This window comes from Micromonospora sp. NPDC047521 (assembly GCF_055587305.1).
Genome location: NZ_JBVJGN010000026.1, coordinates 1 through 23,798, shown reverse-complemented (window position 1 = coordinate 23,798; position 23,798 = coordinate 1). Strand labels below are relative to the sequence as shown.

General features: G+C 73.1%; 23 protein-coding genes. 4 read left to right on the top strand and 19 right to left on the bottom strand.

Annotated elements, in window-relative coordinates; translation table 11 throughout:
• Positions 1-22: 22 nt before the first annotated feature.
• Complete coding sequence (locus ACZ6N8_RS30655; protein WP_466014484.1) at positions 23-1,147, top strand: AI-2E family transporter; 1,125 nt, start codon at positions 23-25, stop codon at positions 1,145-1,147.
• Here ACZ6N8_RS30655 and ACZ6N8_RS30650 read toward each other — a convergent pair.
• The 10 genes from ACZ6N8_RS30650 to ACZ6N8_RS30605 all read right to left on the bottom strand — a co-directional run bounded on the left by ACZ6N8_RS30650 (position 1,118) and on the right by ACZ6N8_RS30605 (position 14,471).
• The gene (locus ACZ6N8_RS30650) at positions 1,118-2,419 is read right to left on the bottom strand and encodes an NAD(P)/FAD-dependent oxidoreductase (RefSeq protein ID WP_364365845.1); all 1,302 of its coding nucleotides are present in this window, start codon (positions 2,417-2,419) and stop codon (positions 1,118-1,120) included. The genes ACZ6N8_RS30655 and ACZ6N8_RS30650 overlap by 30 nt on opposite strands.
• Positions 2,420-2,454: 35 nt before the next feature.
• Positions 2,455-4,608 carry an amylo-alpha-1,6-glucosidase gene (locus tag ACZ6N8_RS30645; RefSeq protein ID WP_466014482.1) on the bottom strand — a complete coding sequence of 718 codons (2,154 nt, stop codon included), beginning with the start codon at positions 4,606-4,608 and terminating at the stop codon, positions 2,455-2,457.
• A 58-nt stretch (positions 4,609-4,666) separates the two neighbouring features.
• The gene (locus ACZ6N8_RS30640; RefSeq protein ID WP_466014480.1) at positions 4,667-4,999 is read right to left on the bottom strand and encodes a CU044_2847 family protein; all 333 of its coding nucleotides are present in this window, start codon (positions 4,997-4,999) and stop codon (positions 4,667-4,669) included.
• Between the two features lie 13 nt (positions 5,000-5,012).
• On the bottom strand, positions 5,013-6,356 hold the full coding sequence (locus ACZ6N8_RS30635) for an ABC transporter substrate-binding protein (RefSeq protein WP_466014478.1): 1,344 nt from the start codon (positions 6,354-6,356) through the stop codon (positions 5,013-5,015).
• Positions 6,353-7,450, bottom strand: coding sequence for a hypothetical protein (locus tag ACZ6N8_RS30630; protein ID WP_466014476.1), 1,098 nt, complete (start codon positions 7,448-7,450; stop codon positions 6,353-6,355). Before ACZ6N8_RS30630 ends, ACZ6N8_RS30635 begins: the two co-directional genes overlap by 4 nt.
• Before the next feature lie 5 nt (positions 7,451-7,455).
• The gene (locus ACZ6N8_RS30625) at positions 7,456-8,886 is read right to left on the bottom strand and encodes a vWA domain-containing protein (RefSeq protein ID WP_466014474.1); all 1,431 of its coding nucleotides are present in this window, start codon (positions 8,884-8,886) and stop codon (positions 7,456-7,458) included.
• Between the two features lie 45 nt (positions 8,887-8,931).
• On the bottom strand, positions 8,932-11,160 hold the full coding sequence (locus tag ACZ6N8_RS30620) for a serine/threonine-protein kinase (RefSeq protein WP_466014472.1): 2,229 nt from the start codon (positions 11,158-11,160) through the stop codon (positions 8,932-8,934).
• Complete coding sequence (locus ACZ6N8_RS30615; RefSeq protein WP_466014470.1) at positions 11,157-12,821, bottom strand: S1 family peptidase; 1,665 nt, start codon at positions 12,819-12,821, stop codon at positions 11,157-11,159. The genes ACZ6N8_RS30620 and ACZ6N8_RS30615 overlap by 4 nt, the downstream gene beginning before the upstream one ends.
• Before the next feature lie 59 nt (positions 12,822-12,880).
• Positions 12,881-13,426 carry a GNAT family N-acetyltransferase gene (locus ACZ6N8_RS30610; RefSeq protein ID WP_466014468.1) on the bottom strand — a complete coding sequence of 182 codons (546 nt, stop codon included), beginning with the start codon at positions 13,424-13,426 and terminating at the stop codon, positions 12,881-12,883.
• A 64-nt stretch (positions 13,427-13,490) separates the two neighbouring features.
• Positions 13,491-14,471 (bottom strand): LacI family DNA-binding transcriptional regulator, encoded by a 981-nt coding sequence (locus tag ACZ6N8_RS30605; protein WP_466014466.1) that lies wholly within the window; start codon positions 14,469-14,471, stop codon positions 13,491-13,493.
• Between the two features lie 121 nt (positions 14,472-14,592).
• On the opposite strand from ACZ6N8_RS30605, the gene ACZ6N8_RS30600 reads away from it, so the two are divergent.
• On the top strand, positions 14,593-15,153 hold the full coding sequence (locus ACZ6N8_RS30600) for a CGNR zinc finger domain-containing protein (RefSeq protein WP_466014464.1): 561 nt from the start codon (positions 14,593-14,595) through the stop codon (positions 15,151-15,153).
• On the opposite strand, the gene ACZ6N8_RS30595 is transcribed toward ACZ6N8_RS30600, so the two are convergent.
• The 6 genes from ACZ6N8_RS30595 to ACZ6N8_RS30570 all read right to left on the bottom strand — a co-directional run bounded on the left by ACZ6N8_RS30595 (position 15,150) and on the right by ACZ6N8_RS30570 (position 19,463).
• Positions 15,150-15,869: a VOC family protein gene (locus ACZ6N8_RS30595; protein ID WP_466014462.1), complete on the bottom strand. Its 720-nt coding sequence runs from the start codon at positions 15,867-15,869 to the stop codon at positions 15,150-15,152. The two genes, ACZ6N8_RS30600 and ACZ6N8_RS30595, sit on opposite strands and share 4 nt — an antisense overlap.
• A gap of 179 nt (positions 15,870-16,048) precedes the next feature.
• Entirely contained in the window at positions 16,049-16,342 is a 294-nt protein-coding gene (locus ACZ6N8_RS30590) for a DUF6510 family protein (RefSeq protein ID WP_354823089.1), read from the bottom strand.
• Positions 16,343-16,374: 32 nt separating this feature from the next.
• Positions 16,375-17,139, bottom strand: a complete 765-nt coding sequence (locus tag ACZ6N8_RS30585; RefSeq protein ID WP_466014519.1) for a ferredoxin reductase — start codon at positions 17,137-17,139, stop codon at positions 16,375-16,377.
• Between the two features lie 7 nt (positions 17,140-17,146).
• A complete protein-coding gene (locus ACZ6N8_RS30580) occupies positions 17,147-17,746 on the bottom strand; it encodes a sulfite oxidase-like oxidoreductase (protein ID WP_466014460.1) in 600 nt (199 codons plus the stop codon).
• A 76-nt stretch (positions 17,747-17,822) separates the two neighbouring features.
• On the bottom strand, positions 17,823-18,845 hold the full coding sequence (locus tag ACZ6N8_RS30575) for a TerC/Alx family metal homeostasis membrane protein (protein WP_466014458.1): 1,023 nt from the start codon (positions 18,843-18,845) through the stop codon (positions 17,823-17,825).
• A gap of 207 nt (positions 18,846-19,052) precedes the next feature.
• On the bottom strand, positions 19,053-19,463 hold the full coding sequence (locus tag ACZ6N8_RS30570) for a DUF2267 domain-containing protein (RefSeq protein WP_364365886.1): 411 nt from the start codon (positions 19,461-19,463) through the stop codon (positions 19,053-19,055).
• Between the two features lie 153 nt (positions 19,464-19,616).
• Here ACZ6N8_RS30570 and ACZ6N8_RS30565 point away from each other — a divergent pair, with 153 nt between their 5' ends.
• A complete protein-coding gene (locus tag ACZ6N8_RS30565; RefSeq protein WP_357994129.1) occupies positions 19,617-19,889 on the top strand; it encodes a DUF2795 domain-containing protein in 273 nt (90 codons plus the stop codon).
• Between the two features lie 42 nt (positions 19,890-19,931).
• The gene (locus ACZ6N8_RS30560; protein WP_466014456.1) at positions 19,932-20,600 is read left to right on the top strand and encodes a DUF1345 domain-containing protein; all 669 of its coding nucleotides are present in this window, start codon (positions 19,932-19,934) and stop codon (positions 20,598-20,600) included.
• A 206-nt stretch (positions 20,601-20,806) separates the two neighbouring features.
• Here ACZ6N8_RS30560 and ACZ6N8_RS30555 read toward each other — a convergent pair whose 3' ends face one another.
• The 3 genes from ACZ6N8_RS30555 to ACZ6N8_RS30545 form a co-directional block, all read right to left on the bottom strand.
• The gene (locus ACZ6N8_RS30555; protein WP_466014454.1) at positions 20,807-21,475 is read right to left on the bottom strand and encodes a hypothetical protein; all 669 of its coding nucleotides are present in this window, start codon (positions 21,473-21,475) and stop codon (positions 20,807-20,809) included.
• A gap of 40 nt (positions 21,476-21,515) precedes the next feature.
• Positions 21,516-22,487 (bottom strand): pirin family protein, encoded by a 972-nt coding sequence (locus ACZ6N8_RS30550; protein WP_466014452.1) that lies wholly within the window; start codon positions 22,485-22,487, stop codon positions 21,516-21,518.
• Positions 22,488-22,551: 64 nt separating this feature from the next.
• Complete coding sequence (locus tag ACZ6N8_RS30545) at positions 22,552-23,520, bottom strand: hypothetical protein (RefSeq protein ID WP_466014450.1); 969 nt, start codon at positions 23,518-23,520, stop codon at positions 22,552-22,554.
• Between the last annotated feature and the right edge of the window lie 278 nt (positions 23,521-23,798).

Genomic DNA, 23,798 nt, shown 5'->3' with positions numbered 1-23,798 from the left:
GTGCGCGGGGAAGGCCCGGCGGGTGAGCGACGCCGACGTACGGGTGACCGCCCGCCGGACCCTGATCGTGATCGGTCTGGTGCTGGCGACGGCGTTCGCGCTGGCCTTCGTGTACGCGACCCGCCGGGTGCTGGTGTGGGTCGTGGTGGCGGCCTTCTTCGCCGTCGCGCTCAAGCCCCTCGTCGATGCGGTGCAACGCCGACTCGTGCGGCGCCGGGCGCTCGCCACGCTGCTGGTGTTCCTCGCCGCGCTCGTTGTCGTGTCCGCCGTGGCCACTGTCATCCTGGTGCCGCTGCTGGACGAGTTGGGCCGGTTCGCCGACCGGGCTCCTGAGCTGCTGCGCGACGCCCGCGCCGGCCGGGGACCGCTGGGGCAGCTGCTGGAGCGCACCGGTGCCCGCCGGTACGCCTCCGCGCACTCCGACCAGTTGCGCGACCTCGGCACCCGGCTGCGCCAACCCGCGGTCGGGGTGCTGCGTGGCATCGTGGAGACGGTCGCCGGGCTGGTCACCGTCGTCGTGCTGGCGTACCTCATGGTGTTGGAAGCGCCGCGGATCACCGGCGGCGTGCTCGCGGCGGCCGGGGACGGTGAGGGCGAGCGGCTGCGTCGGGTGGGGCGCGCCGTGTCGCGGACCGTGACCGGCTACCTCACCGGCAACCTGCTGATCAGCGTGATCTGCGGCGGGTTGACCTACCTGGTGCTGGCCCTCACCGGCGTGCCGTTCGCCGCGGTGATCGCCCTGCTGGTGGCGGTGACCGACCTGATCCCGCTGGTCGGCGCCACCCTCGGCGCGGTGATCGCGGCCGGCGCCGGGTTCCTGCACTCCCCCACCGCCGGCGTGATCGTGCTTGTCTTCTTCGTGGTCTACCAACAGGTCGAGAACCACCTGCTCCAGCCGCTCATCCTGTCCCGCGCGGTCCGGCTCAACCCGCTGACCGTGCTGGTCAGCGTGCTGCTCGCGGCGGAGCTGGCCGGCCTGCTCGGCGCGTTGCTGGCCATCCCCGCAGCCGGCATCGTGCAGACCCTGCTGCGCGAGTACGGGCCGACCCGGCTGCGCCGGACCGCACCCCGCCCAGCCGTCCCGGAAGGACCGGACCGCCCGGACCGCCCGGGCCGCTCAGCGGCCCCGGGCCGCGACCTCGGGTGACGTGCTCTCCAACGGGACCGCGTTCGCCGGCACCAGGCCCAACTGGACCGCCGACCGGGTCAACGCGGCGTCCAGCACCCAGTCGGCGCCCACGCGTGTGCGGTTTCCCGGCATCGCCATCAGGTGGTACGCCCGGGTCACCGCCTTGGCGGGCAACCCGGCCAGGTTGACGTGCAGCGGGTTCGCCGCCGCGTCCTTGCCGCCCAGGTCGACGACCCAACCCAGGTCGTGGTGCTTGTACGGCTTGCGCCTGCCGAAACCGTACGACGCGGCGATGTTGTGCGCGGCGAGCTTGCCCTGCCGCTGCGCGTGCTGGGCCGTCATCCCGCAGACCTGACCCGGGTTGGTGAGGTCCGGCACCGCGGCCGCGTCGCCGCAGGCGAACACCTCCGGGTAGCCGGGGACGTTGAGGAACTCGTCGGTGACCAAGCGGCCCCGGTCGGTACGCAGACCCAGCTCGTTGACGAACGGGTCGGGACGCACCCCGACACACCAGACGAGGGTGCAGGTCGGCACGTACTCGCCGTCGGTGAGCTTCACCCCGTCGCAGGTCGCCTCCGCCACCGAGGTCCCCATCCGGACGTCCACGCCCCGCCGGTTGAGCACCTTGTGCGAGGTCTCCGACATCCGCCTGTCCAGCTCCGGCAGCACCCGGGGGGCGACGTCGAGCAGCATCCAGCGGGGGCGCACGGTCAGCCGGGGCCGCTGGGCGTGCAGCGCGTCGGTGAACAACTGCCCGTGCGCGGCGACCTCGGTGCCCGTGTAGCCCGCGCCGACCACCACGAACGTCGACCGGGCCAACTGCTCGGCCGGGTCCTCGGCCTGCTCGGCCAGCTCAACCTGCCGGACGATGTGGTCGTGCAGGTAGACCGCCTCGGGCAGCCCCCGGAAGCCGTGCGCGTACTCGGTGACCCCGGGGATGGGCAGCAGCTTGTTCACACTGCCCACGGCGAGCACCAGCCGGTCGTACGCCAGCCGGTTCTTCTCCCCCTCCGGCTGCGTGAAGCCCACCCACCGGTTCTGCAGGTCGACGTGGTCCGCCTCGCCGATCACCACCCGTACGCCCTTGAGCGTCCCGGTCAGGGGCACGGCGATCCGCCGGGGCTCGACCACCCCGGCGGCCACCTCCGGCAGCAGCGGCAGGTACAGGAAGTAGTCGGTGGAGTTCAGCACCACGATCTCGGCCCGGTCCCGGGCGATCCGGCTCAACGTCTTCGCCGCGTGGTAACCGGCGAACCCGGCCCCCACGATCACCACACGAGGTTTCGTCATTGCGGGCCGTTTCCCGTCGAGGCCCCGGACAAACGTCAGCTCGCCTGGAGGCGTACGTGGCCGCGGCGGCCCACCGCCTCCACCTCCCACTCTTCGCCGAACGCGCGCACCCGCGAGGCGCTGATCCGCCCCAGGTTCTCCGGGATGTCCGGGTCGAGCACGAGCCGCCCGTCGACCGGGTTGACGCCGAGCATGGCGCGGATCAGGGCGAGCGGAGTGCCGGCCGCCCACGCCTGCGGGCTGCACGCCGTCGGGTACGGCACGGCGAACAGCAGCCGTTCCCTGTCGAAACCGCTAAGGGCCTCCGGCAGCCGGTGGCCGAACTGCTCGGCCGCCTCGAACATCGCCAGGCTGATCCGGTTCGACTCGGCCCGGTAGCCGTACCGGGCCAGGCCCAGCGCGGCGATCGAGTTGTCGTGCGGCCAGACCGTGCCCAGGTGGTACCCGAGGGCGTTGTAGAGCCGCTCCTCCCGCGACAGCGTGCGGATGCCCCAACCGGAGAACATCTCGGGCGACATGAGGTGGCGCACCACCGCGTCGGCCCGCTCCGACGGCACGATCCCGCTCCACAGCAGGTGACCCATGTTCGACGTCATGGAATCGACCCGGTTCTTGTCGCCGTCCAGCGCGACCGCGTAGTAGCCGCCGCGCTCGTCGATCCAGAAGTCCCGGTTGAACCGCTCGTGCAGGGTGTTCGCCTCGTCGCGCAGCCGGCGCGCCAGGGTGGGGTTGCCCAACGGCCCGTCGAACAACTCGGCCAGTCGCAGTTTGGCGTCGTAGGTGTAGCCCTGCAGGTCGCAGGTGGCCAGCGGCAGCACGGGGATCCTGCCGTCGGCGAAGCACACCCCGTCCGGGGAGTCCCGCCAGCACTGGTTGCCCAGGCCCTCCGGCGAGCGGGTGGCGTACTCGACGTAGCCGTCGCCGTCCCGATCGCCGTAGTCGTCGATCCAGCGCAACGCCGCCAGCGCGTTGTCCCGCAGGTGCCGGACGGTCTCGTCGTCGCCGGTCCACCGCCAGTACTCGGAGAGCAGGATCAGCCAGAGCTGGGTGGCGTCGGCACTGCCGTAGTTCGGCCCGTACGGTTTCTCGCCACTGCGGGTCAGCTCGCCACTGCGTACCTCGTGCAGGATCTTGCCGGGCTCCTCGTCGGTGAAGTCGTCGCACGTCTCGCCCTGGAGGCGGGCCAGGGCCAGCAGGGCGCCCTTCGCCAGCGCGGGCCCGGCGACGAGCGTCTGGTACGCGGTGATCAACGTGTCCCGACCGAAGACGGTGAGAAACCAGGGCAGTCCGGCGCCGGGCAGCAGAATCCGCTGGCCCCTGACCTCCAGGTCCAGCCGCAGTGCCGCCAGGTCGTCGCGGGACTGGCGTACGGTGCGTTCCAACGGCGCGTTGTCGCTGCGCAGCACCGCCCTGTCCTCCGCCCACCGGCGCAGTGGGTCGTCGGCCCGACCGTGGACGACGTCGGCGATGTCACCCCGGACCGGCTCCACCACCCCCATCCCGGACGGCAACGGCACGTGCAGGTCGAGCTGCCACTCCTGGCGGGGGCTCAGGTCCAGCTCCCAGACCAGCTCGTCGCCCTCGACGCGGTCCGCCGGCGTCCCGCAGCACACCCGGGTCTGCGCCGAGAAGTCACCGCGCCGGTAGGAGAAGCACAGCTCGGAGCCGTCGGCGGCGTGGTGCCGGGTGATCTCGGCGGAGCGGTCCCGGACCACCGACTTGACCTCGAACAGGTCGGCGAAGTCCACGTCGACGGCCAGTCGCAGCTCCACCCGGACCGGCTCCAGCCGGAACGAGACCAGCTCCACGCGCTCGTGGAAGCCGTCGCCGACGTAGCGCAGCCGCCGCAGGCCCAGACTGTTCGGCGGCAGCCCGGGCAGCTCCGGGTTGGTGAGCACGTACTGCGCCGAGTAGTGGTCGATGGTCTCGGCACGCAGGACCAGCAGCGCACCGCCGTTGACGGTCAGGCTCCAGCCGCTGATCAGGCGGGTGTCCAGGTGCACGAGCCCGCCGATGCTGCCCGGCGGCACGTCCCCGGTGGCGTTGGAGTACAGGAACGTGGGGCCGCTGAGCACGGCGAGGGAGTCGGGGCCCAGCTCCGGCGGTAGGGCCCGCTGGTCGCCGCTGTCCGGATCCGCGACGAACAGGCCAGGGGTGGGATCGGCAGGGGTCGCACGCACGGCAGCCATGAACCCACCGTAGGAGGATGGATCCGGAGCGTCATCACCCGGTCCGGGTGAAGCGCGTTTAGGAACCCTTGGCGTCCGGCGACCGCTGCCAGCGCACCGTGACCGTCAGCTGGCCCTGCACGCCGGTCCGGGCGATCACCGCGCCGGCCTCGGCGGTCAACTGCACCCCAAAGGTGATCTCGACCTCGTCGGGACGGTGCGCCATCGACTGAAACTGACCCAGGGCGACGGAGGCGGCGTCGCGGACCTCGGTAAGCGCCCGGTCGAACGTCTCGCGTGCCTCCCGGACGACCTTGCCGGCGGCGCCGGCGTGCGTCACACCGGGTCGGCCGTCGACCTCCACCACCACCGAGCCGCCACCGTCGAGGTCGAACCTGCGCAGTTCGGTCATCGTGTCATCCTTGTCAGTCGGTCGAGGGCGCTGCCGGTTCGCAGCCCAGATCCATGTACTCCGTCAGAGGCACCGAGCGTCGGACGGCGTCGAGTTCGGCGAGCAGCGCGTCCAGGCGGCCCGGGTCCTGGAGGTAGACGAGGACGGCCCGCTCGAAGGCGGTGGCCATCGCCGTCGGCAGCAGATCCGATCCGTCCCGGCACAGCGTCCCGGTGCCCAGCCGGCCCGCGACCCTGGCGGCGACCGGGTCGGCGTCGTCGCCCGCCCGCGCGCGCCTGCTGAAGAACAACCCGTCGCTGGACTCCCGCCAGATCCGCTGCGCCGGCTCGGACGCCAGGTACGCCATGAGATCCCGGGCGGGCCCGGTGTCCCGGAACATGGCCGCGATGTCGTCGGACACCTCCTGCAGCGACGACGTGTCCGACGGACCGACCGGCGGCGTCGGGAAGAAGTCGACCCGGCCACCCCCGTCGGGCATCGCGTCGCGGTAGGTACGCAGCACGAACGACGCCTGGTGGTCGAGGTAGCACCCCGGCGGCGCGGTGAGCAGAGCGCTGCCCGCGTCCGCCCACGTGGTGAAGAGACTCGCCCGCGCCGCCCCCGGGGACGACGACACCCCCAGCAGGTCACCCCACGCCACCCAGGCGTCGCGCACCGGCCCCGTACGCCAGGACAGCTCACCCCGGGTCCACCGCTCGTACGCCTCCTGCCCCGACTGGTGCAGCAGGATGTCCTCGATCCAGTCGGTGCCCGGCCAGCCGGACACCGGCGGTGAACTCATCCCCAGGCACCACGGCACCCGGCCCCCGGCCGCCACCTTCCGACTCTGGGTGACCAGCTCGGCCCAGGTCGCCGGCGGCTGCCGGTAGCCCGCAGCGGTCAGCGCACCCGGCTCGTACCAGAAGATGCTCTTGAGATGGGTGGCGACGGCGACCGCGTAGGCCCGTTGCGGGCCGACCGGTTCGGTCTTGCGGGCGAGACGGATCACCTGCGCGGCGGCGCCCGCGTCGCCCTCGACGATCTCGTCGAGCGGACGCAGCTGGTCCTCGTTGACGTAGCGCTGCACGTCGTTGAGGCGGGGCAGGACGGCGATGTCGGGCGGGCGGCCACGCTCGATGCCGGCCTGGAGCACCTGGCTGACGTCGCGGTGACCCTGGTAGTCGACGTGGATGCCGCTCTCGGCTTCGAAGCCGCGCAGGACGGCGTCGAAGGCGGCCCGCTCCGCGCCGGTCCACGAGGCGAGGACTGTCACCTCGCCGGCCGGCCCGTCGCCGGAGCACCCACTCAGGCCGGTGCCGGCCAGCAGCACGGTGACCAGCGCCAGCGCCGTCCACGAGCGGTGTCTGCGATGTCTCATGTCGACCGGTATCCGTATTCGGCCAGGCGGGGCTGGAACCCCGCGAGAATGAGCACCGCGATGCCGAGCGCCAGCAGGGGCAGGACGAACTCGACGGAGTTGCTGTCCGCGGCGCGGGCGGCGTGGGTCAGTGTGGTCTGCGCGGCGCGCGGCGGCGCGGGGGCCGCCGACGCGGACGGCGGCTGGGGCGCGGCGCTGGCGCGCAGACCCGCCACCGTACGGTCGCACCCGTCCGGGCACTGCCTGCGCACCTCCTCGGCGAGCCCGTCGGCGGCCTCCCGACGTACCTGGAGGAGCTGCCCCTGCCGGCTCTCCTGCACCGCCGCCACGTCGCGGCGGACCTGGTCGAGATCCGCCACCGAGCGCAGGCTCAGCGAGGTGAGCGCGACCATCCCCAGCGTCGCCACGCTGGCCAGCAGGAGAGGCACGTTCACCGCCCGACGGAAGCGGCGCGACAGGTAGATCTGCGTCGGCACCAGCAACGCGCCGAGGACGAGAAGCGGCAGCAGCCACACGGCCGGGGTCAGCCGGTGCGTCCAGCCGTTGTCCCGCTGCTCGTCCAGGACGGACACCTGCTTGGCCAGCAGGTCGTCGAGCAGACCCAGGATGTCGTCCATGAGGCTCGCCGCGTCCCGCAGCCACGCGGCGCCGCCGGCCGGCAGGCTGGCGTCGCGGTAGCTGGCGTCGGCCCGCCCGATCAGACCTGTGTACGTGACAAGCAGCGCCTCGACCGTCTGGATGTCGCGGGTGCCGTCGTCCCCGGCGGCGTTGCTCTCGGCCACCAGGGTCAGGTACTGCCCGGCGCCGGCGATCTGGCGTTGGTAGTCCACCCCCGGGCCGCCGAGGAGCAGCCCACCGTCGGTCAGGTTGCGCACCGCCGCCGCGTGCGCGCTGCGCAGCGCGTGCTGCGCGTCGTGGACGGCGAGGATCGCCGGCACCGACCCCTCGGCCGCCGCGTCGGCGGTGCGGGCGACACCGAGGAACACCGCCAGGCAGGCGGCCAGGGCGACGGCCGTGGCCGCGAGCAGCGCCGCCCGCAGCCGCAGCAGGGTACGACGGGTGGTGCTGACCCGCCGCTGTCCGAGAGGGCTCACGACTGTCACGTCACCTTCTCGCCGTCCCGGCCCGGGTCGTCCAGGACGGCGTCGCACTGCTCGCAGTACACCGCGTCCGGCGGCGACAGGTGTCCACACGCGGCGCACAGCCGGTCCTCCCCAACCGGTGCCACCGGGACCGGCTCGGGTGCGCCCGTCGCGTGCACGGTCTGGCTGGAGAACAGCAGGCTGACGTTGACGTCGACCCTGCTCAGGTTGGGTTTGAGCCGGACCAGACCGTCGGGCTCCAGGTCCACCAGGTACCGCAGCTGCTCCAGCGCCTTGTCGTCGTGGGCCAGCCGGGCCAGTTCCACCGCCCGCGTCCACTGGGCGTGGGCCTCGACCCGATCCCCCCGGTCGTACGCGTCGCAGCCCGCGTTGATGGCCTGACGCACCTCCTCCTGCCCGGTCACGTGGGAGACACGGGGATCGAGGCGGGACGACTTGACCAGGTCGTCCGTCCAGTGCACGAGGACGGGGGCGGGGCCGGCCCGGACCTCCCCCTCGACGAGCAGGGTGACCCGGGCTGCCATCTGGTCCTCCTCCAGGTGCGCCACCGAGGGGTCGACGGTGAGGCAGAGGTGGTAGTCCCGCCGCTCCGCACCCCAGGACCCGGTGGCGACCTCGACCGTCCGGCCGTCGACCGTGTCGGCGTACCCGGTGAGGTCGGTGAGGGTGGGGCTGGCCTGTTTGACGAAGGCGACCGTCGAGTACGGCATGGTCTGCACCCGGATCCGCAGGTCGGGCAGCAGTTTGCCCAGCGCGGCGTCGATGGTCGCCCGGAACCCCGCCTCCAGTTCGGCCGGGCGGCGCACCGCCTCGGCGGTGCCGCGCAGCACGCCGGCGATCCGCAACAGGTCCCGGGGATGCCACCCGTCGCCGATGCCCCTGGCGTCGCAGACGAACCGGCCGGCGCACGTGTCGAGCACCCGCTCCAGCTCCTGCGGTGTCTCGTGCTGGTTGATGCCGTCGGTCAGCAGCAGCACGTGGCAGATCGCCGACGGATCGTCCGGCAGCAGGTCCCGGGCGGCGGCCAGCCAACTGCCCATCGCCGTGCCACCTCCCGGGCTGAGCCGGGACACCGCCGCCTGGGCCTGCGCCCTGGTCTCCGCCGACGCGGTCATCAGCCTGGACTCCGAGGGGAAGACCATCCGGGCCCGCTCGGTCCCCTCGACCACCGCGAACCGGACACCGTCGGGCAGCACGTCGATGGCGGCGGCGGTGGCCCGCCGCGCCGCCGCGATCTTCGTCGGCGGGTTCGCCATCGAGCCGGAGCAGTCGATCACCAGCACCTCGACGAGCCGGCGCGGGTCCGCCCGGGCCGGCCCGACCGCCTCGGGACCCGACGACTCCCCGACCACCGAGAGGATGGCGTGCATCTCGCGGCCGTTCGCCGGCAGGTACTTGTTCTGGCTGACCTGAAGACTGAACTCCATGCCGGCGTCCACCGATTCACGCTCCGTTCCGGGTCGTCGTCTCGGTCACCATCGGGTGCGGGGCCGGACCGCGTTCGCCCGGTCGATGAGCACGTCGTGGTCGTCGGGGCGGTGCGCCTGCTGCCCCAGCGCCCGGTACGAGCGCTCCAGCAGGACGCGCACCGCGCGTTCGGTAGGCGGCTCGCCCAGCACCGGGCTCGCGGCCAGCGCACCGGCGGCGCCCGAGCGCAGCAACTCCAGTGCCATCTCCCGGATCGCCGTGGTCAGTCGGTCCCGGGACTCGCCCTGCCGTTCGCCGCCGTCCAGGTGCAGCGTCGCCAGCCGTCCGACGGCCTGCTCCAGCTCGGCCGCGGTGGGCGGCCCACCGGCCAGCCGGGAGGACAGCACGCGCACCGCTGCGACCCCTGCCGCGTCGTGGTGTCGGGACAGCGGCGGGACCTCGTCGAGGATGGCGACAGCCCCGACGCGGTCGGTCGCCGCGAGCCGCAGCCGCGCCAACCCGAACGCGGCACTTGCCTGGAACGGGTCGCGCCGCCACACCGCCGCGTAGAAGCGGGAGGCCAGAACGGCGTCGCCGGCCCGCTCCGCGCAGTAGCCCAGCCCGAGTTTCGGGGCGATCTCACCAGGGATGTCGCCGTACACCGCGTCGAACTGCCGCCGCGCCTCGGCGATCCGGTCGTCGGTGAGCGCCAGCAGCGCCTGGTGCCAGGCGATCCGCCAGTCCGCCTCGGCCCGCTCGCCGAGGATCATCCCCGCCTCGGACAACGCCTCAGCCGCCGACCGGCGGTCGTCCAACGCCAGGTACGCCCGGCAGCGACCGAGTTCGACCTCCACCGACACCTGGCCCACCGTGGCGAGTTTGGCGAGCAGGCTGCGGGCGTCCGGTGCGCCGACGGCGGCGAGGTCGTCGGCGGCCGGATCATCCGGGTCGGGCCGAGGCGTGGGCAGGCCGAGGGCCACCACGTGGGCGGCGGGACGGCCGTCGTCGAGCAGCGTGGTGTCGGGGCCGTCGACCCAGGTGTGCAACGGCGGCACCAGCCCGAGGCCGGCGTCGAGCAGTTGCGCGGACGGCTGGAACAGCGACACCGGCTCGGGTTGCCGCCGGTCCGGCTGGCCGGCCAGGATCTCGCGCAGCACCCCGAGCAGCTGCTCCGACATCTCGGTCGCCGAGGCGAACCGCCTGTCCCACTGCGGGTGCACGGCCCGTGCGACGAGCCGGCGGAACGACTCGACGCCGAGTGCGTCGGCCGCCGCCCCGGGGGTGTCCGGTCCGGGCGTACGGTGCTCGAACAGCTCCGCCAGTGTCCGGCCGAGCGCGAGCAGGTCGGAACGGGGTGTGGCGCCCCGTGCCCGGAGTTCCTCGATGCTGACCAGGAAGTCGGCGGACCCGACGAGGTTGTCGTACGTGCCGTCGCTGCGGCGGACCCCACCCAGGTCGATCACCTTGAGGCGGTCGGCCGTGCGCATCACGTTGTCGGGCTTCATGTCGGTGTACAGCAGCCCGCGCCGGTGCAGGTAGTCCAGTGCGGCGAGGATCTCGTGGCCGTACGCGAGGATGTGGTCCAGCGGGAGCGCGACGTCGGGCTGCCGGGGGTCCCCCGCGACCACCAGCAGCCGGCGCAGCGACATGCCGTCGAGATAGTCCATCACGATGTAGCCGGTCGGCCCGGCGACCGGGTCGTCGTGGGTGGCGAAGTCGGTGCTGCGCACGATGTTCGGGTGGTCAAGCGTGTTGAGGAACTGCCGCTCCTGGATGGCGGCGGCGAGGGCTGCCTCGTCGTTGGCGTGCAGCACCCCCTTCAGTGCGACCTCCAGATTGTCCTGGTGGGTGTCGCGGGCCAGGTAGACCCACCCCTGGCCGCCGCGCGCCAGGCAGCGGACCACCTCGTAGCGGTCGGCGACGAGGTCACCGGGGCCCAGGCCGGGCAGGAAGCTGAACGGTGTCCGGCAGCGCGGGCAGAAGCCTCTGTCCAGACCGGGCCGGCCGCCCCGGCTGCGACCGACCGGGTGCCGACCCGGGCCGGGGCAGAAACGGGCCTCCTCCGGCACCCGTGGCGGTCGCGTCGCGTCCCCGTCGGTCGAGAAGGCCAGCACTGGCAGGGAGACGAGGCTGGCGACCGTCCAGTTGTCCCGGGTGCTCGCCAGGGGGATCACCGTCGACGCCGTGGCCCCGCCCGGGCCGGCGGCGGGCAGCGGCGCCAGGCCACAGACGTCGCAGTAACCGGTGTCGTCGACGGTGCCGGCGCAGCCCGGCGTCCGGGTGCACGACGTCACGACACACCCCCTGCGCTGCGGACCCCGACCCCGTGCCGGACGGCGTCGGCGTACCGGTGCACGGCCGCCGCGGCGGCCGTCAGGTCGCAGGCCCCGCCGGTGAGCTGCTCGTACGCCCGGCGGTAGAGCGGGCTCAGCGCGGCGTCCTCGTCGAGGCCGTGGTCGACGGCCATGGCGAGGAAACCGTCGAGGCGGCCGCGCAGCTCGGACCAGTCAGCCTCCATCGCGACGAGCCGTCGCCGGACCGCCTCGGCCTCGCGTACCGCGCGGTCGATGGCGCGTTCGGTAGACGCGACCCGGTCGGCACGCGCCGACGGGTCGGCCATCGCGCGCAGCGCGGTGAGGCGAATGCGGAGCCTGGTCGCGCGCGACGGCACCGGCGGCGGGTCGGCGACAAGCGGGGCCACCGCGCGGTACGCCCTCTCGGCGGCGGCCTCGGTGGCCGCGAGAGTGGCGACGCGGCGCGCGAGCAGGGCGAGGCGCAACCCGAGGGCCTCGCCCCGGAAGGTCAGCAGCACCCGCAGGTCCCGGGTGGCGGCCTGGTCGACAAGGGGCATCACGACGTCGGAGAGCAGCGTCTCGGGATCGCCGGCCTCGTCGATGTTGTCGATGATGGACGATCGTGGCGGCAGTGCGGCGGCGTGTCCGCCGGAAGCGTCGTCGGCGGCGCCGGTCCACTCGGCGATGCGCTGGGACACCGCCTCGGTCGCTCGGCCCGTGACGTCGACCGCCAGGTCGATGCTGCCCACCGGAGGCACGTCGGCGCGGTCGTCCGCCACTGTGGGCGCTGCGGTGGGGCGCAGCTCCCGGCTGGAGCGCACCGCGGCCCGGCGTACCGCCGCCGCCGACGCGGACTCCGAGTGGACGGTGACCACGATCAGCACGTTGGCGTCGAGCTGCCGCGTGAACAGGTCGGTGATCTGCCGGGCGACCGCCGGGTCCACCGGGAGGTGGTTGGCCGCCAGGAAGCCCCGGTCGACCGAGGGCGTACCGGGGACCAGGTCGCCGAGCCGGGGCAGGTGGTGCAGGATCGTCTCGACCGGGATCATCCAGGACAGGCCGCTGGCCGGGGAGGCGCCGGCGCCCACCGGAGGCGCGTCGTGGCTGTCCCGGTACGTGCTGACCACCATCCCGACGACAGTCCTGGTGATGTCGTCGACCACCGCGGCGCCGCTGAAACCGGGGCTGATCTGCGGGCCGGTGGTGGCGGTGTCCATCTGGACCCGTTCCTGTCTGGTGCCCGACGGGCCGGCGAGCCGCGCCCGCACGTACAGGCCCTGCTCCAGAGTGTCCGGAAAGCCGCGGACCACCACGTGCCGGTCCCACAGTCGCATCCGGCGCAGCGGCGCGTACGGGCCGGGCGACATCGGTCGCGACAACTCCAGCAGGGCGACGTCGCCGCCGCCCTCGTCGGTGGGTGGCACCCAGCAGTCCGGTAGGACACGCGCGGACGTGTGCGGTGAACCGGGCTGGCCGACCAGGTCGACGCCGATCGGCCCGGTCGGCGCGGTGTGCGGGTCGTCCGACGCGCCGGCGACGACGTGGGCGCAGGTCAGGATCTGACGCTCGTCGATCAGCATGCCCGCGCCCAGCACCTCGCCCCGGGGGCCACGGATGCGGACGGGCCACGGCTCGTTGCCATGCTCGACCGTCACCGTCACCTGTCCGAGAGTAATCGAGCCACGAAACCCCGAGTGCCCCGACCGATCGACGGATGCCGTTACGTCGTCGTGTCGCCGGCACCCCGGTCCGGCGCGGTGATGGCCCACCGCTCGTGGTCGCGCCACGCGCCGTCGATGAACAGGTAGTCCGGCGAGAAGCCCTCCAACCGGAAGCCGAGATTGCGGGCCACCCGGCGGGACGGCTCGTTGCCCGGTTGGATGTTCGCCTCCAGCCGGTGCAGCCCGACGGCGGTGAACGCGTGGTCGATCACCAGCGCGATGCCCGCCGAGGCGTGCCCGGTGCCGCTGTACGGCGCGAACGCCGCGTAGCCGAGGTAGCCGCCGCGCAGCGCGCCGAGCACGATTCCGCTGATGTTCACGTAGCCGGCGATCGCTCCGGTGGCCCGGTCGCAGATCAGGTAACCGGCGTTGTCCCGACGACGGATCTTGGCCAGGTAGCGGTCGTACTCCTCGGGGCTGCCCGGCGCGACGAGCCACGGGTGGTGCAGGCTCCGACTGCGCCGCGCGGCGGCGACGAACTCCTCGACGTCGGTGGGTCGGGGCCGCCGGATCGCGGCGGGACCACCGGTACGCAGGTATCTCACGGCCGACCACTCTGACCGACCGCACGGCCGTTGTGCAACCGGCCGGTGCGGGCGGTGGCCCCGTTCAGGTCGCCGGGCCGCCGGTGCTCTCCCGGGGGAGCAGCGTGTGCGGCGCGACGACAGCGGCGACAGCCGTGTGGGGCTCGTCGATCCGGGCGGTGAGGCGGGCCACGGCTTCCCGGGCAAGGAACCGGGTGTCGACGGCGACCGTGCTCAGGGTGGGCCGCGAGTAGCGCCCCTCCTCGATGTCGCCGACGCCGATCACCGCGACGTCGGCGGGGACGCGCAGCCCCGCGTCGAAGGCGGCCCGCATCGCGCCGATCGCGAGTGGGTCGGAGAGGCAGAAGATCGCGTCCGGGCGGTCCGGGCCGGCGAACAGGTCGCGGGCCGCGCGGTAGCCGTCGGCCCGGCGGCCGTGCCGGGCGGGCAGCTGGTGACCGGGCAGCGGCGTCAACCCGGCCGCGCGCAGCGCCCGGTGGTAGCCGGCCGTGCCGGGCCGCGGCACACCGCCGGGCTCCGAGGGATACGCGCCGATCGCGGCGATCCTCCTGCGTCCGGTGCGCAGCAGGTGGGCGGTGGCGTCCTCGGCGGCCCCGGCGACGTCGACGCTCACCTGGTCGCACGACCCGTCGGGACTCCCGCCCCCGATCAGCACGACGGGACGGCCGGCGGCGGTGAGCGCCCGGGGCGCACCGACAAGCACCCCGTCCACGGGCATCGGGCAGGTGGTGTCCGTGGACTCCTCGTCGTGCCCCCGCTCGACGACGAGCCGGTAGCCGCGTCGTCCGGCCGCGTCGACGACCTCGCGGGTGAGGTCGTCGGCGTACGGCAGGTCGGTGTCGGGCAGGACGAGGGCGAGGACGCCGACGCGCCCGGTCCGCAGGGTCCTGGCGAACGCGTTGGGCCGGTAGCCCAGCTCGGCGACGGCGGCCTCGACCCGGTGGCGTACGCCGGCGCTCACGTGGGGGTAGCCGTTGACGACGTTGGAGACCGTCTTGACCGACACCCCGGCGAGCCGCGCCACGTCCTTGAGCGTGGAAGCCACGACCCGCCCTCCCCGACAATGTCACACCAGCAAAACGACTTCGCCGGTGTAGCTTCGACGGTCGCAGGCGATTTCACACCTGTCAAGGCGATACGGTGGTGTCACTGCGAGGGGGTGGCCGGTGGACGACGACGTCGCGGTGCCGGCTGCCGCCCGGCTGATCCGGGACTTCGTGAACACCTACGAACCGCAGATCGACGACGAGACCCTGACCAGCCCCGACCTGCTGCACGACTGGTTCGCCGAACGGCATCTGCTGCCGGTCGGCGTACACCTGGGGCCGGCCGACCTCGACGCGGCCGTGACGATCCGCGAGGGCCTGCGCGCGGTGCTGCTGGGCCACGCCGGCCACCGCGCCGACCCGGACGCGCTCGATCGCCTCAACCAGGCGCTGGCGGCGACGCCAGTCGCGCCGCGCTTCACCGCCGACGGCCACCGGCTGGTCGCCGTCGGCGACACCCCACTGGACCAGGCGATCGCCGGCCTGGTCGACGCCATCGGTGAGTGCGCGGCGGACGGCTCGTGGCGGCGGCTCAAGGTCTGCGCCCGCGACACGTGCCGGTGGGCGTACTACGACGCCTCCCGCAACCAGGCCCGCCGGTGGTGCTCGATGGCCGGCTGCGGCAACTACGTCAAGATGCGGCGGGCGTACGCCGTCCGCACGGGTCGCGCACCGTCCTAGGCGGTACCGGGGTGGGTCAGCACCCGGAACTCGGTGCCGTCCGGGTCGGCCAGCACCACCGCACCGTCGTGGTCGTCACCGACCCGGTCGGCACCGAGGGAGAGCAGCCGGTCGACCTCCGCCCGCGGGTCGTCGTCGGCGGCGAGGTCGAACGTCACCCGGTCCCGGCCCCCGTTCGGCATGTACGGCGGGCCACCCCAGGTGATCTTCGGACCGCCCAGCGGGGACTGGATCGCGGTCTCCTCGTCCTGGTCCCAGACGAGCGGCCACCCGAGAGCCCCGCTCCAGAAGTACCCGACGGCCCGCGAACCGTCACAGGACAGGTCACCGAGGAACCCGCAGCCGGCCAGGAACGTGTTGCCCGGGCCCAGGACGCAGAACTCGTTGCCCTCGGGGTCGGCGAGCACCACATGGTCCTCCTCGGGGAGCTGACCGATGTCGATGTGCCGTGCGCCCAGCTCCAGCGCCCTGGCGATCGTCTGCCGCTGGTGCTCCGGCGACTCGCTCGTCAGTTCCAGGTGTGCCCGGTTCTGGACGACCTTCGGCTCCGGCATGAGGGGAAAGCGGAGCCGGAAACCGGTGTCGTCGTCCGGCAGCACCATGACGCCGTGGTGTGGGTCGTCGACCAGTTCCCGACCCAGCATCCCGGACCAGAACCGCCCGACAGCAAGGGGTTCGTTCGCGCCGAAACACACAGCGAAGAGGTGACTGGTCATGGCTGCGCTCAGCTCCGATCCGAGGACGGGAGGGCCGACCGGCCCGGGAGGTCGGAGCCTACGGACGAGCCCGCCGGCAGGCACCCGAGTATTCGGACGAGGACGAAGTCCCGCTCGCGGGCCGGGACAGCTCGGGTGGTCGGGGTGAATCCGTCGCAGGTTGACGCGCTCAGCTCGGGTCAGAGCGGCCCGGGGCGGGTCTGCTCCATCGGCATGGGGACCTGGAGGAAGGTGGTGCCGCGCATGTCCAGCCAGGCCCGGTCCGGCCCGCGGACCAGCCGCACCATCACCTCCTCGCAGGACGGGCAGCGCGCCACCAGGCCCGGGGCGTGCGAGTAGACGTGCAGGCTGGCCATCGAGCCGGTCATCCCGCAGTTCTCGCAGCGGCCCATCGCGGTGCTCAGGTCGACGGTGAACAGCTCACGCATCGGGCCGTCGAGCATGTTGCCGTCCAGGTACGACATCTCGGTCATCGGGTCTCCTTGAAGCTGCCTCGGGCGGACGGTCAGCCGGTGGGGCCGAAGCGTTCGGTCTTGACCTGCCTGGACGGATGGCCCAAGCCCACGAGCAGGTCGGCCACGGTCTCCACGAACGCCGTCGGGCCACACACGTAGGTGAGCGGTTGCAGGTCCGGCGGCCAGCCGTGGGTGTTCACGTCGGCGAGCCCGATCCGGTGCGGTTCGCCGCGCCATCCCTCGGGCGCCTCGCGCGTGTACACGTACGCCACATCCAGGCCGAAGTCGTCGCGGACCCGGCGGCGCAGCTCGTCGGCGTAGATGACGTCGGTGGGCGTGCGCACCGAGTAGATCAGCCGGAACGGCACCTTGCTGCCGGTCGCCCGGCGCGCGCGGATCATCGCCATCAGCGGCACGATGCCGGAGCCGCCGGCGACCAGCTGCACCGGCGCGGTCTCCTCCGGCCGCCAGATGAACCAGCCGCCGAGCGGTCCGCGGACCTCCACCGGGTCACCCTCGCCGAAGACATCGATCAGGTACGGGGACACCTCGCCGTCGTGCACCCGCTGGACGGTCACCTCGATCCGCGGCCCGCCCGGGCCGTCCACCACCGGCCCGGCGATCGAGTACGACCGGGCCGCCTGGTAGCCGTCCGGCGCGGTCAACCGCAGGTCGACGTGCTGCCCGGGCAGGTGCCCCGACCAGTCCGGCACCTCCAGCACCAGCGTCTGCGCGGTCGGTGTCTCCACCCGCCGCTCCACCAGCCGGCCGACCTGCCAGCGGATCGGCGCGCGGGCCGGGGTGCCGGTCGCCACGGCGCGCTCAGTCACCCTGGTACCGCTGCTCGCGCCACGGGTCGCCGTAGTCGTGGTAGCCGGCGGTCTCCCAGAAACCCGGCTCGTCCATCGTCTTGAGCCGGATGCCGCGTACCCACTTGGCGGACTTCCAGAAGTACAGGTGCGGCACCAGCAGACGCGCCGGGCCGCCGTGCTCGGCGGGCAGCGGCGCGCCGTCGAACGTGTGCGCCACCCAGGCCCGCCCGCCGCGCAGGTCGTCCAGCGGCAGGTTCGTCGTGTACCCGCCGTAGGAGTGCGCGAGTGCGAAGTGCGCGCCGGTGTCCACCCCGTCGAGAAGCGTGTCCAGGGAGACGCCCTGCCAGGTGGTGCCGAGCTTGGACCAGTGGGTGACGCAGTGGATGTCGACCGTCGGCGTCTCCTGCGGAAGCGCCATCAGCTCCTGCCACGACCACCGGTACTCGGTGCCGTTCTCGGCGGCGATGACGAACTCCCAGGTGTCCAGGGACACCCGTGGAGTCGGGCCGGCCGACAGCACCGGAAAGTCCTCGGTCAGGTACTGACCAGGGGGCAGGGCCGGCTCCTGTGATCGGGGCCGGCCCTGAAAGCCCGGTGACACGATTCCCATTGCACAGTCGTACCACCCGCGCCGGCCGGGGCGGGAGCTTTCCCGCGTACCCCCTCGTTGCCCCGGCGCGGCGCGGTCAGTGCCGCTCGGTCACGACCTCGCGGTCCTCGGGCACGCCGCCGCGGGTGGCGCGCAGGCTGGTCAGGGTGACCACCACCAGCACGCCGATGATCACGCCGAGCGAGGCCAGGGTGGGGATCTGCGGGACGCTCTCCCAGATGCCGTGCGCCCAGTGCAGGCCGAGCTTGAGGCCGATGAACGCCAGGATGATCGCCAGGCCGTAGCTGAGGTGCACGAGCCGGCTCAGCGCCGCGTGCAGGACGAAGTAGAGCGCCCGCAGGCCGAGCAGGGCGAACGCGTTGGTGGCGAAGACCAGGTACGGGTCCTCGGTGATGCCGTAGACCGCCGGCACCGAGTCGACGGCGAAGACCACGTCGGTGGCCAGCACCGCCACCACGACCAGGGCGAACGGGGTGAGTGCCCGCTTCGCGCCCTGCCGGACGGTCATCCTGGTGCCGTGGTACTCGTCGACCACTGGCATGATCCTGCGCAGCAGCTTCACCGAGCGCATCTTGTTGATGTCGACTTCCTGCTGGTGCCCGGACAGGGCGTCACGCAGCAGCTTCACCGCTGTGGCGATGAGGATGATCGCGAAGAGCAGGAACGCGAAGTCGAGGGTCTGCAACGCCGCCGCGCCGAGGGCGATGAAGACCGCCCGCAGCACCAGCGCGCCGGCGATGCCGTAGAGCAGCACCCGCTGGGCGAGCACGGCCGGCACCGCGAACGCGGCAAGCAGCAGCATGAAGACGAAGAGGTTGTCGACCGAGAGCGACTTCTCGACCAGGTAGCCGGTGAGGTACTCCACGCCCTGCTGGGAGCCGTAGCGCGCCCAGATCCAGCCGCCGAACGCCAACGGCAGCGCGATGTAGAACGCGGACCAGCCGAGCGCCTCCCGCATGGACACCTCGTGCGGGCGGCGCGTGACAAGGAAATCCAGCACCAGCAGGAGCAGCACACCGGCGATGGTCACCGCCCAGAGCGTGGGGGTGCCCACCGACGACAGCTCACTGGCGGCGGACAGGTACGACACTTCGGTCATGGGGCCTCCTCGAACACCGTGTCATGTTCGAGGTCTCCTTCACCCACCACATGGTGGGCAATCACCCGAGGCGCGCCGGGCGCGCCGTACTGACCGGAATGATTCGTGGGAAGTACTCCCCTCGCACGCACAAGGTTAGGCCAGGCTCATTCGCCGCGCCAAGCGGGACATCGGTGGTTGCCCTGGTAAACCGCTGTGTGTCCATCCTCAGGCGCGGCGCAGTGTCGCACCGGGGGCCATCGCCTGCTCCACCAGCCCCCGATAGTCGCGGGGCAGCTGGGTGGCCACGTCGTCGAACTCCCCACCGGTGATCGCCTCGCGCAGCGTCGTGAAGACCGCCCGCACGGCGTCCCGGGCGGCGGGCTCCTGCACATCGGCCCGCAACGCGACCCGCGCCACGAACTCGGCCGCACCGAACCGGTCCGCCTGCTCGGTGCTCGGGCTCGGCTTGAGCACCAGTTGCAGCGGCTGCGGCAGCTGCGCCGCCAGGTCCAGCACCTCGCCGCCGGTCAGCCGCTCACCGAACGTCTCCAGCACCGCCCGGGTCAGCTCGACCGCCCGTTCGGACGACGTCGACGTGCGCTGGGAAACCTGGTCGATGAAGGTGTCGTAGTTCATCCGTACTCCTCGGGTCGCGTCGGCGCCTGCGGGTACCCGCCGCGCCGGGGTGGAAACGGCGCCGGATTTCCCGCCGGGGCGGGCGTGACGCGACGGCGGGCGGGTAACCGCCGCCGGTCGTGACCACATCGATGCCACGAGGGAGCCGCTGCCATGGCGAGCTACGCCGACGTCCTGCAGTACCTGTCGAGCCTGGACTACCCGGCCGAGAAGGACGACGTCGTCCGCGAGGCCGAACGCGAGGGCGCCCCGCCGGACGTCCTGAAGGCGTTGCGCGCCCTGCCGCCCGTGGACTACGCCAACGGCACCGAGGTGGCCCGGTCGGCGGGCATCGAGGCGGCCCCCGAGGTCGGCCCGTCGCAGCGGGCCGCGCAGGCCCGGGACAAGACGCACAACCGGGTCTCGCAGCACCTGCGCGGCATCTGACCCGGCGGTGACGGCCCCAACCCTGGCACGCGGGGCCCCCGGATGACCCGCACCGGCCCGCTGTCGCGCCCGCCGGACGGGCACACCCCGGCCGCCGTGCAACTCGCCCTGGTGGGGGTCGTCGGCATCGTCGTCGGTGCCGGCCTCGTGCTGGTGCTGCCGCCGTCGCTCGCCCCGCTCGCCGGGTGGGACGCGGCCGCGCTGAGCTGGCTGGTGCTGGTGTGGTTCAAGATCTGGCCACTGGACGCGGGCCGTACGGCCGCTCTCGCCGTGCACGAGGACCCCAACCGGGCCATCCGCGACGTGCTGCTGCTCGTCGCCTGCTCGGCCAGCCTGCTGGCCGTGGGGCTGGTGGTGGCAAGCGCCCACGCGGCGCCCCCCGGCCTTGCCCGGGACCTGTACGGCGGACTGGGTGTGCTCAGCGTGCTGCTGTCCTGGTTGGTGGTGCACACCGTGTTCGCCGCCCGGTACGCCCGGATCTACTACACGGGCCCGGACGGCGGGGTGAACTTCAACCAGCACGAACCGCCGCGCTACTCCGACTTCGCGTACGTCGCGTTCACCATCGGGACCACGTTCCAGGTCTCCGACACGAACCTGACGAGCAACGAGATGCGGCGTACCGTCCTGCGGCACTCGATGCTGTCGTACCTGTTCGGCGCGTTCATCATCGCCGTCACGGTGAACCTGCTGGCGGGCCTGGCCCGCTGATCGCCGGGACAGGCGGGCGCCCCCTGGTCACGAACCGCGACCGGGGGCGCCAAACCTGCCCAGGCGGTGCGCCGCGCCCGAACCGGATCGCGGCGACCAGGCGGTGGAGGCCCGCTCGAACCGAGCGGCCAGCACTGCCGGGTACAACCATACGACAGAACATCCTCCATACGGTCAGTTTTTGCGGAACTGTGGGCCAGCGCACGTCACGGCCGGCCGGTCAGCTCCCCGTACCGGTGCTCCAGCTCCACCCGGGCCAGCGCCCCCACCAGCCAGGCCAGGCGCTCCGACTCGCCGCTGGCCAGGCCCGCCAGATCGTCGGCGGAACGACCCAGCCCGAGCCGCCGCGCAGCGGCCAGTGCCCGCCGGTCGGCCACCGGTGCGACCTCCCGCCACAGCGCCTGCGCCTCCCGCAGGAACAGGTCGACGACCTGGTCGTCGACGCCGGGCAGGTCGGCCAGCAACGCCCGCTCCCGGGCCGGATCGTGGTGCGCCACCGACCGCAGCCGGCGCAGATCGCCCCGATACCGCTCGACGACCGCACGCGCCAGATCACCCAGGACGGCGGCCAGCGCGTCCACGTCGCCACGCTGACCGCTGTCGCGCAGCACCCGCACCCGGTCCTCGTGCAGCGAACGGGCCAGCCGGGCGGCGCTGTCCCAGCCCGCGTCGCGCAACGCCCGCGCACCGTCCAACGCCCGCCGGAAGTCACCCCGCCGGGCCAGCAGCACCGCCAGGTAGAGCACCTGGAACAGGCTCGCCGGGTTGTTCGTGACCCGGAAGCCGTACTCCTCGGCGAAGCCCCGCCCGCTGCCGGCGAGCCGGCGGGCCAGACGTTTCCGGTCCTCGACGGGAGTGATCAGAGTGGTCGGCATGCCGGCGACTACCCGCGCGGCAGCCTGCCACACGCCCCGCTCAGCCGTGCAGACCGCCGGTGCGGTCACGGACCTTGAGGCGGGTGGTGGGCAGAGCCGGGGCCGGCAGCGGCGGCGCCGGATCGTCGGCGACCACCCCGAACCGCCGGCCCGCCATCCAGTCCTCCCGGGCGGCAGCCACCTCCTCGTGCGAGCGGCCCACGAAGTTCCACCACATCACCAGCGGCTCGTCGAACGGCGTACCGCCCAACAGCAGCAGCCGTGCCCCCGCCCCACCGCGCACGGTCACCTCCCGCCGACCCGACCCGAGGTAGAGCAGCGCCCCCGGCTCGAACCCCACCCCCGCGGCCTCCGCCGACCCTGACATCGCCAACAGCGCGTACTCGAAGTCGGGCCGCAACGGCAGCGTGGTCGGCGCGGTGCCGCCCAGCTCCAGCTGCGCGCCCATCAGCGGGGTGTGCACCACCGCCGGTGACCGTTCGCCGGCCAGCTCCCCGACCAGCAAGGTGACGTCCAGCTCGCCGTCGCGCCAGCGCGGCAGGTCCGCGTGGTGGGCGAAGGCCGCCGCGCCGGCCCGCGCCGGATCCGGCAGCGCCACCCACAGCTGCACGCCGTGCATCACCGGCGGATGGACAGCCGGCGACCGCTCGGAGTGGGCGATGCCCTGCCCCGACGTCATCACGTTCAACTGACCGGGCCGGATCGCCTGCACGCTGCCGAGACTGTCCCGGTGGATGATCTCGCCGTCGAGCAGCCACGTCACCGTCTGCAGGCCGGTGTGCGGATGCGGCGGCACCTCCATGCCGGGCCGCTGCGCCACGTCGTCCGGGCCGAAGTGGTCGACGAAACACCACGCCCCGACCATGCGGCGGGGACGCTGCGGCAACAGCCGGCGCACCGTCGTGTAGCGCCCGAGCGGCACGTCGTGGCCCGGCAGCAGCACGCTGCCCGGATCGGCGTCGGCAACGCCTGGTGGTCGGGTCTGCGCCAGCATCGATTCGGTACGCTCCACCGCCCGACTGTACGCGCACGCCCACCCGCGGCAGCGGCGCTTCCCGTCGCCCGCCCGCGCCGGATCAGCCTTCGCCGGTGTCCACAGTCACGCTGTTCGCCCCCGCCACCAGATCGAGGTAGAGCCGGTCGGTCGACCGGTCCCAGCCGGGCGCGCCCAGCAACGAACCCGCGCCCACACCGTTCCACAGTTCGTCGCCCACCACCACCGAACCCGCGCCCGCGCCGACCCGCACCCGGACCGGAGGCGTACCCGGCACCCGCACGTCCAGCTGACTCGTACCGCCGCTCAGCCGTACGACCACCGTGCCGTCGATCACCGGCAGCAGGACCTCGGTACGGCTCGACCCGCCAGCCAGTTCCACACCCAGCAGCCGGGCCCGCGTCAGGTCCACCACCTGCCCGCTCACCCCGCCGTTCAGCTGGAGACGCCACGCGACCCGCTCGTTGAGCAGCACCCGCACCGCCTTCACCCCGGACGCGCCGGTGCCCGCCAGGCCGAGGCGTACGGTCTCGCCCCGCACCTCCGGTCGCGCCGCGACGCCCTCACTGCTGATCCGGTAGAGGTCGTCGCCCAACTCCGCCACCCGCAGGTCGAACGACGACACTCCGTCCACGAGCACGAAGGTGGCCCGCTGCCGCCCGGCGAGCGGCGCGGTCATCGTCTGCTCGGCGGCCCGCGCGGCACCCGAACCGTCCGGGCGGCTGCCGTCGGGGCGGCTGCCGTCGGGGGCGCCCGTGTAGGCCTGGCCGAGGCGGTGCGGGTCGGCGATGATGACGGCCACCGCCGCGGCGCCGAGGATCAGCACGATCGCGGCAGCGGCCGCCAGCAGGCGCGCGCCCACCGACAGGCGGCCCGGTGCCGCAACGGGTCCCGGCTCGGCCGCCAACTGGCGCTCCGGGCGCTGTCCTGGTCCGCGCTCCCCTTCGCGCCCCGGCTGGTGCGCCGCCTGGTGCTCCGGTCGTACTGTTCCGCGCTCGGGTTGCTGCGCTACCTCGTGCCCGTCCTCCGTGCCGTCACCCACTGCGGCCATGCCTCGTCCCTCCACCGGTCCCCGCCGGAAGGTACGTACCCGCGCGCCGACCGGATCACTCCGCGCCTGCCACGCCGCTCCGCCACGTCGTCCCGACCGAATCTTGGACAGTCTCCGTTCACGGCTGACGGGAACTGTCCAAGATCTGGGCTGGACATGCCGATGGCCGGCACCCCGTGTGTGGGGGTGCCGGCCATCGGTCGGGTCGTGCGGTGGGTCAGCTGTTCCAGTGCTGGGCCACGAGGTCGGTGGCCTGCTGCTCCCACTGGGCGTAGGCG

Excerpts from the sequence above, each read along its gene's own strand:
- ACZ6N8_RS30590 (WP_354823089.1), bottom strand. The coding sequence starts at position 16,342 with ATGACCGAGATGTCGTACCTGGACGGCAACATGCTCGACGGCCCGATG.
- ACZ6N8_RS30625 (WP_466014474.1), bottom strand. The coding sequence starts at position 8,886 with ATGGAGTTCAGTCTTCAGGTCAGCCAGAACAAGTACCTGCCGGCGAAC.
- ACZ6N8_RS30580 (WP_466014460.1), bottom strand. The coding sequence starts at position 17,746 with ATGGGAATCGTGTCACCGGGCTTTCAGGGCCGGCCCCGATCACAGGAG.
- ACZ6N8_RS30545 (WP_466014450.1), bottom strand. The coding sequence starts at position 23,520 with ATGGCCGCAGTGGGTGACGGCACGGAGGACGGGCACGAGGTAGCGCAG.
- ACZ6N8_RS30650 (WP_364365845.1), bottom strand. The coding sequence starts at position 2,419 with ATGACGAAACCTCGTGTGGTGATCGTGGGGGCCGGGTTCGCCGGTTAC.
- ACZ6N8_RS30635 (WP_466014478.1), bottom strand. The coding sequence starts at position 6,356 with ATGAGACATCGCAGACACCGCTCGTGGACGGCGCTGGCGCTGGTCACC.
- ACZ6N8_RS30595 (WP_466014462.1), bottom strand. The coding sequence starts at position 15,869 with ATGACCAGTCACCTCTTCGCTGTGTGTTTCGGCGCGAACGAACCCCTT.
- ACZ6N8_RS30570 (WP_364365886.1), bottom strand. The coding sequence starts at position 19,463 with ATGAACTACGACACCTTCATCGACCAGGTTTCCCAGCGCACGTCGACG.
- ACZ6N8_RS30645 (WP_466014482.1), bottom strand. The coding sequence starts at position 4,608 with ATGGCTGCCGTGCGTGCGACCCCTGCCGATCCCACCCCTGGCCTGTTC.
- ACZ6N8_RS30575 (WP_466014458.1), bottom strand. The coding sequence starts at position 18,845 with ATGACCGAAGTGTCGTACCTGTCCGCCGCCAGTGAGCTGTCGTCGGTG.
- ACZ6N8_RS30565 (WP_357994129.1), top strand. The coding sequence starts at position 19,617 with ATGGCGAGCTACGCCGACGTCCTGCAGTACCTGTCGAGCCTGGACTAC.
- ACZ6N8_RS30640 (WP_466014480.1), bottom strand. The coding sequence starts at position 4,999 with ATGACCGAACTGCGCAGGTTCGACCTCGACGGTGGCGGCTCGGTGGTG.
- ACZ6N8_RS30560 (WP_466014456.1), top strand. The coding sequence starts at position 19,932 with ATGACCCGCACCGGCCCGCTGTCGCGCCCGCCGGACGGGCACACCCCG.
- ACZ6N8_RS30555 (WP_466014454.1), bottom strand. The coding sequence starts at position 21,475 with ATGCCGACCACTCTGATCACTCCCGTCGAGGACCGGAAACGTCTGGCC.